Here is a 13,088-nt window from a genome sequence, read left to right on the forward strand (position 1 = left end):
CTAAGGACATCCCGCCTTGATCGACCTGTCACATCTGCGCGGCAAAACCATCGCGGTTCTGGGTCTGGGCAAATCCGGACTGGCCAGTGTCAAGGCACTGGTCAATGGCGGTGCCATCGTCTGGGCATGGGATGACAACGCTGAAAGCCGCGGCCAGCTAGAGGCCTTCGGCCTCGCCCCGATCAATCTCGCGGAATGTGACTGGACCGAACCCGACATGCTGGTCATCAGCCCCGGCATCCCGTCCACCTTCCCGACACCGCATCCTGCGGCCGAAAAGGCCCGGCGCGCTGGCAAGCCGATCATCTGCGATGTCGAACTGCTCTGCACCGCCCTTCCCGACGTGCCCAGCATCGCGATTACCGGCACCAACGGCAAATCGACCACAACCGCCCTTACCGCCCATATCCTGTCGAACGCCGGGATCAAGACTCAGGCGGGCGGCAATCTTGGCAATCCGGCGCTGGGCTTTGATCCCGCCGGTCCTGATGACTGCTTCGTGCTGGAACTCTCGTCCTATCAGCTTGAACTGCTTCATGACGCCAGCTTCGATGCCTGCGGCCTGCTCAACATCACGCCCGATCATCTGGATCGTCACGGCGGCATGGATGGCTATATCGGTGCCAAACGCCGCGTCTTTGCGCGCAACAAGGGCCCGAAATGGGCGGTGATTTCGGTCGATGATGATCCCTGCGCGCGCATGGCGGTCGAACTCGCCCGCGAAGGCGGTCGCCGCGTGATCGAGGTATCAGTCCATAAACCCGCCCCGCATGGCATTTACGTTGAAAATGGCTGGCTGATCGATGATCTGTCGGGTGCACAGGCCCGGATCATGGATCTGGTCACGGTCGCCCATATGCCCGGCGTCCATAACTGGCAAAACATCGCATTCGCCTATGCCCTTTGCCGGGCACGCGGGGTTGTGGCATCAAAAATCATCGAAGGCATCATGAGCTTCCCCGGCCTCGCCCACCGGCAGGAACGGCTGGGCATGGCCGATGGTGTGACCTTTGTGAATGACAGCAAGGCCACCAATGCCGAAGCCACCGCCAAGGCCCTGTCGGCCTATCGCGATATCTACTGGATTTTGGGCGGCAAGCCCAAGGAAGGCGGCATTGACGGCCTTCAGGCATTTTATCCGCAGATCAAAAAGGCCTATCTGATCGGCTCGGCTGCCGATGCCTTTGCCGAAACGCTGGGCGATGACCTGCCATGGCAGAAATGCGAAACCCTTGATCGCGCCACCGCGGCAGCCTTCCTTGACGCCAGGGAAGGCATCGCATCACGCGCGGTCGATATGCCGGTCGTGCTGCTCTCGCCGGCCTGCGCATCGTTCGATCAGTTCAAAAGTTTCGAAGCCCGCGGCGATGCCTTCCGCGACCTGTTTAACGCGCTGGCACATGCCGGGCAGGAGAAACCATGAAAACCCTGTTTGGCAACAGCACCAACAACAACATCGCCTTTTCGCGGGCCGATACCTCGGTACTTGGCATCTGGTGGTGGACGGTGGATCGCTGGATGCTGGCCGCCGTCATCCTGCTGATGGGGATTGGCGCGCTGCTGGTCATGTCGGCAAGCCCGCCGGTGGCGGACCGCATTAATGTCGACAGCTTCCATTTCGTCCGTCGGCAGTTCGTGTTTCTCGGCCTTGCCGCCATCTGCGCCTTTGGCATTTCGCTGCTCTCGATCAAATGGGTGCGGCGTCTGGCCTCGATCATGTTTCTGGGCGTGATCTGCCTTCTGATCATCACCCCGTTCGTGGGTTCCGAGATCAAGGGTGCTGTCCGCTGGATTCATCTGGCCGGGATCACCCTGCAACCGTCCGAATTCCTCAAGCCCTGCTTTGCGGTTGTGGTGGCCTGGATGTTTTCCGAAGGTCGGCTTAACCCGAACTTCCCGGGCTATATCGTCTCCTGCATGCTGCTTGCGACCTGCATCATCCTTCTGATGATCCAGCCCGACTTTGGCCAGACCGTCGTGGTCACCGCCATCTGGTCAACCCAGATTTTCCTCGCGGGCCTGCCGATGGTGCTGGTCTTTGGCCTCGGCCTTGGCGTGGTCGGCCTGGCGGTTGGCGCCTATCTGGTGCTGCCGCACGTGCAGTCGCGTGTGGACCGCTTCCTGGATCCGGCATCGGGCGACAACTATCAGATCGACCGCTCGATGGAAGCCTTCATGAATGGCGGCCTGATGGGTCAGGGCCCCGGCGAGGGATCGGTAAAGAACTACCTGCCCGACGCCCATTCCGACTTCATCTTTGCCGTCGCGGGCGAAGAATTCGGCCTTCTGTTCTGCGTGCTGGTGGTTGGCGTCTTCAGCTTCGTCATCATGCGCGGCCTCTCGCGCCTGATGGGCGAACGCAACCTGTTTGTCGTGCTGGCGGTCACCGGCATTCTGGTCCAGTTCGGTTTGCAGGCCGTGATCAACATGGCCTCCACCCTGCAACTCGTCCCGCCAAAAGGCATGACCCTGCCCTTCATCTCCTATGGCGGCTCCGCCACCATTGGCATCGCGATCGGCATGGGCTTCGTTCTGGCCCTGACCCGCAAACGCCCGGGCGAATAAGCAACCGGCCCAACACACCCCACAAAACAAAACCACCGTCACTCCCGCGAAAGCGGGAGTCCATCTCGCGACCTGCTGATGCCCCAACACAGCCAGCCCGACAGCGCATAGCTGCCCGGTTGATTCCGCATATTGACATATCGGAAAATCCCGATATATTTCACATCATGGAAATGCTCGAAATATTCAAAGCCCTCTCGAACCGGACCCGCCTTGAAATCCTCAAAGGCTTGAAAGAGCCTGCGAAGAACTTTCCTCCGCAGGATGAAGGCGACGTCGATACGGTTGGAGTTTGCGTCAGCAGTATTCAGGAAGGTGTCGGACTGTCGCAATCGACGGTGTCCGATTACCTTGCGACGCTGCAACGGGTGGGTCTGGTGGAAGTCAGACGCATCGGTCAGTGGACCTACTACAAGCGGAACGAAGCAACCATCCGCGCTCTTGCCGATGCCATCGGAAAAGAACTGTAGTTTTTTTGCCCGAATATATCGAGAAATTGCGATATCCCTTTTTGCCGAAATAAGGCAGTAAAATGAAAGTCCAGACAATGAAAGCTCAGATCCTCAAATCCTTTGGCGGCCCGGAAGCCTTTGAACTTCAGGACGTCGCCAAGCCCGTCCCGCAGGCCGGACAGGTCCTTGTCCGTGTCCACGCAACCTCCATCAACCCGCTGGATTATCAGGTCCGGCGCGGCGACTATCCCGATTACGTACCCCTGCCCGCCATTACCGGGCATGACGTTTCCGGCGTCGTCGAAAGCGTCGGCCCCGGCGTCACCAGCTTCGTCCCCGGCGATGAAGTCTGGTACACCCCGCAGATTTTTGACGGGGACGGAAGCTACGCCGAATACCATGTCGCTTCGGAAAAAATTATCGGCAAAAAACCGGCCTCGCTCAGCCACCTCGAAGCCGCCAGCCTGACGCTGGTCGGCGGCACGGCGTGGGAGGCACTGGTGGTGCGTGCGGGCCTTCGGGTCGGTGAAAGCATCCTGATCCACGGCGGTGCCGGCGGTGTCGGCCATGTGGCAATCCAGGTCGCGAAAGCCATAGGTGCCAAGGTCTTCACCACCGTGCGCGAAGATAACTTCGAATTTGCCCAAAGCCTCGGTGCCGACGTCCTCATCGACTACACAAAGGAAGATTATGTCGATGCCATCCTGCGCGAAACCGATGGCAACGGGGTGGATGTCATCTTTGATACCATCGGCGGCAATACACTCGCCAAAAGTGCCGATGCACTGGCCCAGCTTGGCCGTGTCGTCTCGATTGTCGATATCGCACAGCCGCAGAACCTGATCGAAGCCTGGGGCAAAAATGCCAGCTACCACTTCGTGTTCACCCGCCAGAACCGGGGCAAACTTGACGAGCTAAGCACCCTGATCGAACGCGGTCAGCTTCGCCCGCATGTCGGTGCCGTCTATTCACTCGCAGACATCCCGCTTGCCCACGCCCGGCTGGAAAACCCCGATAACGGCCTCCGGGGTAAAATCGCGATCAAGGTCGCCCCATAACCCGGCAACCATCCCCCCCCCCCGACAACGCCGCACCAAAAGGTGCGGCGTTTCCTTTCCAAACAGGCATAAAAAAAGCCCACCACAAGGGTGAGCTTGTTCAATTTCTTTGGACAATGAGGGAAGACTTACACCCGCGAACCTCAAAGCCTTAGTACAGAATTTATAGTCTTTCTCTGATGGTGTTGTAAATAAAATCGGAAGAATCTCAACGATGATCGCGACGGCGCCCAACGCCTGTATAACCGGCTGGCAAAACGGGTTGATTCCGTGCTGTATAAGATTGAGTTGGTCTGAAACTCAGGACTCAAAATGAAGCGGAAAATCAAGCTATTCCGTGAGGGTACAGACAATAAAGAATTGGCTTCTCTGGACTAATTAAGCATATCACTTCAGCCTGACAGTTATTCCTCTAAGTAAGGAAACTCGTCTCGGCCAACCTGATAGACGCGACCCAACACCTCTACAACCATGTCAAGAGTGAAGCCTGCAACAACACCCTCAACTCGAAACTTTTCATTATAAAGCTTGTTAATAAACAAGCCGACGTCTCGCCGCAGGCTGTCCGCCATTTTAAGTCTCTTGTCGGGTGAAATCAGAGCAAGCAAACGAATGATATCTGCCCGATGTTTATTAATATCACTGGATTTAGCATTAGCATCCCCAGCAGCTTTCTTACGAGAAAGATCAACATGAGCCCGAGCTTTAAACGGGATCAGCAACTCTTCATTCAAAAAAGGCAAGCCTCGAATAATGGTCTTATTTTCGATCAAAGCCCTGTAGTAATCATCATCCAATAGGATGGCTGAAAGGGACATCATATCCTCTTCAACCACCAACCGGCATTTAATTTGATCATCCTTCAGAGGAAAACTTCCCGGCTTCCCCGAGAAGAATTCAAGCATAACCGGATACCCGTGCTGCTCAGGTTTTTCGAAACGATAATATTCTTGCACACCGTCATTACGAGTACGTGAAGAGTATTTCCCTTCCTCGATGAAATCGAGAAGAACCTTGGCAAAACCGGCATCAATGTTATCCGAGGTATTCAGGCAGAGAACAATGTCTATATCCTTGGTTCCGCGTGTCTCAATTGCATTCTCTTCGAGAATGACCTTGCAAGCGGTTCCCCCAATGATGACAAAACGATCCTGATAATCTTTAAAATGCTCGGCAAAGCGCTCAAGCCCCACGACCATTTCGTCCAGTAATTTTACCATGACATTTTCTCTAAAAGCTCTTCTGCCGCACCTTCTAAACGCGGATCATCGGATCGGTTAAATTGAGCATATAATGAAAGCGAATCTACTACTGAATCGGTTGATAATAGCGTGGGATCGTAATGCCAAATTTCCACAATAATAATGGCACCTTCCGGATCAACGGCCTCGCGCCAAACTTCATGTGCACGACCTCGTTTCCAACGATCCGGGGCAATCGCCCTTACAGGGATTGATGGCGCAGACAACATTGTACGTTCTGCAAGAGCCGACTCTCCGGCGACATGCAAAGTCGGAATTACTTCGCGATATTTTTCAAGGTACAGGGACTTGCGCACAGGCGAGATCATGAATTGCCTTGAACGCTCTATTATTTCCGCTTTCGATGACGCGAAACCAAGCCTCTTCTCTCGTCCTTCCTTGCGAATATCGCAAATACTACGCGCACCAAGCTCCTGATAAGCGCGCCCAATCGACATTGGAGAATAATCAAGCAACTCTGCCAAGCGGGAAGCCGTAGGAGATATCGCCCCCTCGCCATGCAGTAGCAGGTAAAACAATACAAGCTGGGTAATGGGAGAGAATTTATCTTCCAAGCTACGATTTAGTCTCTTGCGGAAATGCTCCCGAAGATCAATAGCAAGCTGCGGGATATAACACTGCTGACCCGGTTGTATAAAGGCTGTGCCCTTGGAAATAAATTGTTCGCGCCAATACGAACTCATTTGCTCAGTCACAAATACAGCAAGATGTCCGGTTATCACTTCTACTTTTGCAGCATCTACCGCAATCGCAGATGGAGTTTTAGAACTATCAGGCTTCTCTATAAGAAATACGCAATCATTTCCCAAAATTTGGTATCTGGCAGTTATATATCCGTGAGAGATTCCTAGCGGAATCCCGCTGATTTCCTCAAACACACCAGAGGTTTGAGCATGCAGCGTCCTTGATAGATATTCTGTAACTTTATTAAGAACCTGCAGCTTCCCGACCATTTCAGACACTCATATTAACATCGATATTAAACCCTATCACAATAAATGTTACTATTCAAAAATAATGTTACCATCAAGAAACATCGCCATTATCCAGCCCAAACCAGATCCCCCATCTGCCAAAACTTCAAAACGCACCAATCCACCCCAAAAAAACGACAAAATCCTCCCCTACAAACACCCGCGCTTGAAGGGATGTTAACCTTTCTCGGGTTCTGATAGGGGCAAACCGTCGTTGCATATGTGGATCTGATGACCGACATCCAGAATATTGAAGTTTCCCCGATGGAACACCCGTTGGCAGGACAGGTGATCGCCCTGACATCGGGCGGCACCGGCGGCCATATGTTTCCGGCGGTTGCACTGGCGCGCGCGCTTGTCCGGCGCGGCGCCCACGTGCTGTTTTTCACCGATGCCCGCGCCTCGCGCTATACCGAGGGGGTCGAAGGGGTTGAAACCATCATCCTGCCCGCTGGCGGCATTGCCGGAAAGGGCATCAAGGGCCGTCTGACCGGTGCCCTTCGCCTTGGCCTTGGCACGATGAAGGCGCGCGCGCTTTTGAAAAAATCCCGTCCCGCCGCGGTCATCGGCTTTGGCGGTTATGCCTCCATCCCCGCCACCCTGTCGGCCAAGTGGCTTGGCATTCCCTTTGCCATTCATGAACAGAACGCGGTTCTGGGCCGGGCCAACCGGATGGTTGCGGGGGCGGCACACCGCATCGCGACATCCTTCCCGACGGTCAAACTGATCGCGCCCAATGACGCGGCCAAGGTCATCTGGACCGGCAACCCGATCCGCCACGAAGTCGCCGCCCTCGCCAGCACCGAATATGACGCCCCGACATCCGAGGGCCCGGTGCGCCTGCTGATTACCGGCGGGTCGCAGGGCGCGCACGTCCTGTCCGAAATTCTGCCCGCCGCACTGGTCGCCCTGCCGCGTGATTTGCGCAACCGCCTGATCGTGACCCAGCAGGCCCGCGAGGAAGACATTGAGGCTGTGCGCAAAACCTATGAGGGATCGGGCATTGATGTGACGCTGGCGTCCTTCATTGACGATATTCCCGAACGCCTGCGCGACTGCCATCTGGTGATTGCGCGCTCTGGTGCCTCGACCGTCGCCGAACTCACCGCAGCCGGTCGTCCGGCCCTTCTGGTGCCGCTGCCCAGTGCGATTGACGATCACCAGCGTTTCAACGCCCAGCAGGTCGAAGAAGCCGGTGGCGCGTGGCTATTGCCACAAGACCGTTTCACGGTTGAGATTTTAAGCGAACGTTTGACCAAGCTTCTGCAAAACCCGGCCGCACTCACCCGCGCTGCCAAGGCTGCCAAGGCAACCGGTCGCCCCAATGCCGCCGAGCGGCTGGCCGACATGGTGCTGGATCTGCTGGGGCTGAACCCGGCCGGCAGCCCCGATAATGATAACATGACAAAGAAAGACCCCCAGAAGGTATGAGGAGACACTCCATGAACACCCTGCCGCTCAACATCGGCACCATCCATTTTGTCGGTATTGGTGGCATCGGCATGTCCGGCATTGCCGAAATCCTGCACAACCTTGGCTACACGGTGCAGGGGTCGGATATTTCCGACAATGCCAATGTGCAGCGCCTGCGCGATCTGGGGATCAGGGTTTTCGTCGGCCATCAGGCCGCCAATGTCGAAGACGCCAAGGTGGTGGTCATCTCCACCGCCGTGAAGCCTGATAACCCCGAAGTCGTCGCCGCACGTGCTGATATGATCCCGGTGGTACGACGCTCCGAAATGCTGGCCGAACTGATGCGCCTCAAGGCCGCGATTGCGGTTGGCGGCACGCATGGCAAAACCACCACGACCTCGCTGGTTGCCACCATGCTTGATGCCGCCGGGCTTGACCCGACCGTGATCAATGGCGGCATCATCAATTCCTATGGCACCAATGCGCGCCTTGGCGATGGTGACTGGATGGTGGTCGAGGCCGATGAAAGTGACGGCACATTCGTCAAGGTCCCCTCGACCATTTCGGTCGTGACCAATATCGACCCGGAACATCTTGATCACTGGAAAAACTTTGATCAACTCCGCGATGCCTTCAAGAACTTCGTTCAGAACATCCCGTTCTATGGCTTTGCGGTTCTGTGCATCGACCATCCCGAAGTCCAGGCCCTGATCGGCAAGGTCACGGATCGTCGCATCTTTACCTTTGGCTTCTCCCCGCAGGCCGATGTCCGTGCCGTCAATGTCCGTACCGAAATCGGCCAAAGCACCTTTGACGTCGTCATTCGCGAACGGGTCGATAGCGCAGAACGCGTGATCAAGGATGTCCGCCTGCCGATGGTTGGCGATCATAACGTGTCAAACTCGCTGGCCGCGATCACGGTCGCACTCGAACTTGGCATTCCTGACGATAAAATCGTCTCTGCCTTTGACGGTTTCACCGGCGTCAAACGCCGCTTTACCAAAACCGGCGAGGTTGATGGTGTCACCATCATTGATGATTACGGTCACCACCCGGTCGAAATCAAGGCGGTGCTGAAGGCCGCCCGCAAGGCAACCGAAAACAACGTGATTGCCGTCGTTCAGCCGCACCGCTATTCACGCCTGCATGACCTGTTCGAGGAATTCTGCACCTGCTTTAACGACGCCGACAGCGTGATCGTCGCCGACGTTTACGAAGCTGGCGAAAGCCCGATCGAAGGGACAAACCGCGATGCACTGGTCGAAGGGCTTCGCAATCGCGGCCACCGCCATGTTGCCTCTCTTGAAGGCCCCGAAGCCCTGGCAAGCATGATCGCCAAGGAAGCCAAACCGGGCGATCTGGTCGTCTGCCTGGGTGCCGGATCGATCAGCGCATGGGCCAACGCCCTGCCAGCCCAGCTTGAAGCGCTTAAGAACTGAGCCTGAACCGAAACCTGCAACGGATTTGACGAGTTTGTCATGAGCACGCCGGGACATCACACACCGCTTATTGATCGCCTGCCAAAGGTGCGCGGCAAGCTGCGCGAAGGCGCACAATTGTCCAAGGTCACCTGGTTTCAGGTCGGCGGCCCGGCCGATGTGATGTTCCGCCCGGCCGATGAAATGGATCTCGCCGATTTCATCAAAAACCGCCCGGCCGAAATTCCGATCACCGTGATCGGGGTTGGCTCGAACCTTCTGGTCCGTGATGGCGGCATTCGTGGGGTCGTCGTCCGTCTGGGTCGGCCCTTTACCGATGCCATCATCAAGGACGGTGAAATTCATGCCGGGGCCGGTGCGCTTGACCTGAACGTTGCGCAAATCGCGCGCGATGCCGGGATTGCCGGGCTTGAGTTTCTATCTGGCATTCCGGGCACGATTGGCGGCGCGCTTCGCATGAATGCCGGGGCCTATGGCACGGAAATCAAGGATGTTCTGATCAGCGCCAATGCGATTGACGGCAATGGCGACCTTCATACCGTCACCGCCAAGGCGATGGATATGACGTACCGGCATTGTGGCCTGCCCGAAGACTGGATTTTCACATCCGCCATCCTGCGTGGCAAGCCGGGCGACCCGGCCGAGATCACCAAACGCATGGATGAAATTCAGGAAGCCCGTGCCGGATCACAGCCGATCAAATCGCGCACCGGCGGATCGACCTTCGCCAATCCCCTGCCCGATAGCGCGTGGGAAGTCATTGATGCCGCCGGGTGCCGGGGGCTGACGATTGGCGGGGCGCAGATGTCGCCGCAACACTGCAATTTCATGATCAATCTGGGCAACGCCACCGCCTTTGATCTCGAAGAACTCGGCGAAACCGTGCGCGAGCGCGTGAAAAAACATAGTGGCGTCGATCTGCGCTGGGAAATCCGGCGCATCGGCGACCGACTGGGACACTCGATCATAGGAAAAGACGCATGAGCAAGCATGTCGCCGTCATTTATGGCGGCTGGTCCGCAGAACGCCCCGTTTCCCTGTCCTCGGGCACGGAATGCATCAAGGCGCTGCGTGAAAAGGGCTATCGCGTCACCGAAATTGATGCCGGTCGCGATCTGGCCGCCCAGCTTGCCGCGATTGATCCCAAACCCGATGTCGTGTTCAACGCCCTGCATGGCCGCTGGGGCGAGGATGGCTGCGTGCAGGGGTTGCTTGAAATCATGGGCATTCCCTATACCCATTCCGGTGTGCGCGCATCCTCCATCGCCATGGATAAAATGTCGGCCAAGGCAATGTTCATGGAATATGACATTCCCTGCGCCCGTCACGTCTGGGTGTCGCGCGATGAAATTGCCGCGGGTAATGCCCTGCCGCCACCCTATGTCCTGAAACCCAATAACGAGGGATCATCCGTCGGGGTGGAGATTATCCTGACGGCCGAGGAAGAACAGAACATGCTGGCGCGCGAATGGACGCATGGCGATGGCGTGATGCAGGAAGAATTCATTCCCGGCCGCGAAATGACCGTGGCGGTCAAGGATGGCAAGGCGATGGAAATCATCGAAATCCTGACCGGCAATCACGCCTTTTATGATTTTGAATCAAAATATGTCGCGGGCGGCTCCGAGCATATCATCCCGGCCGATATCCCCGGCGACCTTCGCGCCAAAATTCAGGATTGCGCCGAAAAGGCCTATCGCGCGCTTGGCTGCCGCGGGATTGCGCGCGCCGATTTCCGCTATGACCCGACTGAAGACCGCGTTGCGATCCTTGAAATCAACACCCAGCCCGGCATGACCCCGACATCGCTTGTCCCCGATGCCGCCCGTCATGACGGTCTAAGCTTCGCCGACATTGTCGCCTGGATGGTCGAGGATGCCTCATGCGAACGCTGATGCTCACACTTGTGCATAAAGTCTCTGGAAATGGCTACCATGTATAGCACCCCGCCCAGCACCCTTGAAGAACAGGCCCGCGAACGCCGCGAGAAGCTTGAACAGCAGCACAGTGTTGGCGCCAACCTGAAAAAACTGGTGCGTGTTTTCTGGTGGTCGAGCCTCACGGCCCTTCTGATCGCCGGGCCCTTTGCGCTTTGGTACACCGGCAAGGCCGAAAAATGGTATGCGGTCGCCGAGGTGGAGGCGATCCGCCTTTCCGCCGAATTTGGCATGACGGTGAAAAACATCGAAGTCCGGGGGCGTGAAAAAACCGACCCCGAAGCCCTTCTTGCCGCCATCGGCCAGAAGCCCGGCACCCCGATTGTCACCTTTGATGTCGATGCCGCGCGCGAACGCATCGAACAGCTTTCCTGGGTCCGCGATGCGATTGTCGAACGCCGCCTGCCCAACACCCTGATCGTCTCGATCTCCGAACGCCAGCCGGTTGCCCTCTGGCAAACCGATCATGGTCATACCGTGATCGATGCCGACGGGGCGCAGCTTCAGGATTATGAACTGGGTGATTATCTCGACCTGCCGGTCGTGGTCGGCGCGGACGCCCCCGAACATGCCAGCGAAATGCTGACCACGCTCAAATCCATCCCGCGCCTGTTTGACATGGTCAGCGGCGCACAGCGCATCGGCAACCGCCGCTGGAACATCCAGCTTTCCAACGGCATGTTCATCCGCCTGCCCGAGGAAAACATGGACAAGGCCTGGGCCCGCCTCGATCAGCTTGATCAGGAACACCACATCCTGTCACGCGACGTCCTGATCGTCGATCTGCGCCTGCCTGATCGCACCTTCGTGCGCCTGACACCAGGCGCGGCTGAGCAACGCCGCAACCCGCCAAAGAAGGGTAACGCGGCCTAGGGCCGCGTGCCGTTTTCTCAAAAAAGACCCGGAGCAAAAGGGCGGCTTCTGCTCCGGGGATAGCCGGTCGGTCGAAAATCAACCGTCCGGCCGGTGGGAGATGAGGTCAAATTGCGTTATTTTGCAATCCGATTGACCGGTGCCAATCCCTGACGGATACGGTTGACGTTATCTGCCATGACATTTCTGCGCCGTTCAATCGTGCCATGCGTCCAGCCCGACATGTGGGGTGTCATTGTAATATTGCCGAGTTCATGAAACGGCAGGCGCGAGGGATGGGGCACCGCGTCCAGTCCGCTCGGATACTGGTACCATGTATCAATAAAGGCATGTTCGATCAGGCCGTCTTTTAACGCACCAAACAGCGCCTCTTCATCAACCACGCCACCGCGGCCGACATTCATGAAAACCGCAGTCGGCTTCATGCTGGCAAACGCCTTGCCATCGACAAGGCCGGTCGTGTTCGCCGCCAGCGGCAGCGTATTCACGACAACATCCACATGCGCCAGCATTTCCCTGAAATCATCAATCGCATGAAACGCATCGATCTGGCTCTGGTCCTCGGGGCGGGAACGGTTGGCAACATGTACATTCATGCCAAACGCCTTGGCGCGTTGGGCAATCGCCTTGCCGATATGCCCGTAACCCAGAATACCGATTGTGGTACTGCCAAGCTCCGTTCTCATGCCGGACGGGCCACCCGCCCAGTATTTCCAGTCCCCTTTGCGCAAACGCGCGTCCGCATCCGCAAGCGGAACATGACGGGACAGCAACGCACACATCGCATATTCCGCAATCGCGATCTCATGCCCGAAGCAATTGCAAAGATCGGCATCCACCGGCAGGTCCGAAACTCGGATGCCGTCATAGCCCGCACCCGGCACCTGATAAAGTTTCAGGTTACGCGGCGTTGGAAAACTGTCATCAAACCTGATGCCGATAATGACATCCGCCGTGGCATAGGCTTCGCGGTCAAGCTCACTACCAAGATGATCGGGCAACAGAACAAGCTCATGTGCCGCATCAAGCAATTCGGCAAAACCGGGATGAAAAGTCGAGGCATTCGCCCCATGGAACACGACCTTCACGAAATCCTCCCACAAATGGTTATTATT

At 56.8% G+C, this 13,088-nt stretch carries 12 protein-coding genes; 9 read left to right on the forward strand and 3 right to left on the reverse strand.

What is annotated here, in order from left to right; translation table 11 throughout:
* Positions 1–16: 16 nt before the first annotated feature.
* The 4 genes from murD (at position 17) to J7395_RS01225 (ending at position 4,075) form a co-directional block, all read left to right on the forward strand.
* A complete protein-coding gene (murD, locus tag J7395_RS01210; protein ID WP_062947716.1) occupies positions 17–1,423 on the forward strand; it encodes a UDP-N-acetylmuramoyl-L-alanine--D-glutamate ligase in 1,407 nt (468 codons plus the stop codon).
* Positions 1,420–2,565, forward strand: a complete 1,146-nt coding sequence (ftsW, locus tag J7395_RS01215) for a putative lipid II flippase FtsW (protein WP_209220277.1) — start codon at positions 1,420–1,422, stop codon at positions 2,563–2,565. The genes murD and ftsW overlap by 4 nt, the downstream gene beginning before the upstream one ends.
* 167 nt (positions 2,566–2,732) lie before the next feature.
* Complete coding sequence (locus J7395_RS01220) at positions 2,733–3,035, forward strand: metalloregulator ArsR/SmtB family transcription factor (RefSeq protein ID WP_062947825.1); 303 nt, start codon at positions 2,733–2,735, stop codon at positions 3,033–3,035.
* 77 nt (positions 3,036–3,112) lie between these two features.
* On the forward strand, positions 3,113–4,075 hold the full coding sequence (locus J7395_RS01225) for a zinc-dependent alcohol dehydrogenase family protein (RefSeq protein ID WP_062947827.1): 963 nt from the start codon (positions 3,113–3,115) through the stop codon (positions 4,073–4,075).
* 404 nt (positions 4,076–4,479) lie between these two features.
* Here the strand turns inward: J7395_RS01225 and J7395_RS01230 are convergent, their stop codons facing one another.
* Both J7395_RS01230 and J7395_RS01235 read right to left on the reverse strand, forming a co-directional pair.
* Positions 4,480–5,295, reverse strand: coding sequence for a hypothetical protein (locus J7395_RS01230; protein ID WP_209220278.1), 816 nt, complete (start codon positions 5,293–5,295; stop codon positions 4,480–4,482).
* Positions 5,289–6,299, reverse strand: coding sequence for a hypothetical protein (locus J7395_RS01235; protein ID WP_209220279.1), 1,011 nt, complete (start codon positions 6,297–6,299; stop codon positions 5,289–5,291). Before J7395_RS01235 ends, J7395_RS01230 begins: the two co-directional genes overlap by 7 nt.
* Positions 6,300–6,542: 243 nt before the next feature.
* On the opposite strand from J7395_RS01235, the gene murG reads away from it, so the two are divergent.
* From murG to J7395_RS01260, 5 genes are read left to right on the forward strand one after another with little or no spacing between them, the layout of a single operon-like run.
* On the forward strand, positions 6,543–7,742 hold the full coding sequence (gene murG, locus J7395_RS01240) for an undecaprenyldiphospho-muramoylpentapeptide beta-N-acetylglucosaminyltransferase (RefSeq protein ID WP_209220280.1): 1,200 nt from the start codon (positions 6,543–6,545) through the stop codon (positions 7,740–7,742).
* 11 nt (positions 7,743–7,753) lie between these two features.
* Positions 7,754–9,163 (forward strand): UDP-N-acetylmuramate--L-alanine ligase, encoded by a 1,410-nt coding sequence (murC, locus tag J7395_RS01245; RefSeq protein WP_209220281.1) that lies wholly within the window; start codon positions 7,754–7,756, stop codon positions 9,161–9,163.
* A 39-nt stretch (positions 9,164–9,202) separates the two neighbouring features.
* Complete coding sequence (gene murB, locus J7395_RS01250) at positions 9,203–10,147, forward strand: UDP-N-acetylmuramate dehydrogenase (RefSeq protein WP_209220282.1); 945 nt, start codon at positions 9,203–9,205, stop codon at positions 10,145–10,147.
* Complete coding sequence (locus J7395_RS01255) at positions 10,144–11,058, forward strand: D-alanine--D-alanine ligase (RefSeq protein ID WP_209220283.1); 915 nt, start codon at positions 10,144–10,146, stop codon at positions 11,056–11,058. The genes murB and J7395_RS01255 overlap by 4 nt, the downstream gene beginning before the upstream one ends.
* 39 nt (positions 11,059–11,097) lie before the next feature.
* Positions 11,098–11,973: a cell division protein FtsQ/DivIB gene (locus J7395_RS01260; RefSeq protein WP_062947728.1), complete on the forward strand. Its 876-nt coding sequence runs from the start codon at positions 11,098–11,100 to the stop codon at positions 11,971–11,973.
* A gap of 116 nt (positions 11,974–12,089) precedes the next feature.
* Here the strand turns inward: J7395_RS01260 and J7395_RS01265 are convergent, their stop codons facing one another.
* Positions 12,090–13,061 (reverse strand): 2-hydroxyacid dehydrogenase, encoded by a 972-nt coding sequence (locus tag J7395_RS01265; protein WP_209220284.1) that lies wholly within the window; start codon positions 13,059–13,061, stop codon positions 12,090–12,092.
* Between the last annotated feature and the right edge of the window lie 27 nt (positions 13,062–13,088).

Source organism: Thalassospira sp. A3_1 (assembly GCF_017744215.1).
Lineage (GTDB): Bacteria > Pseudomonadota > Alphaproteobacteria > Rhodospirillales > Thalassospiraceae > Thalassospira > Thalassospira lucentensis_A.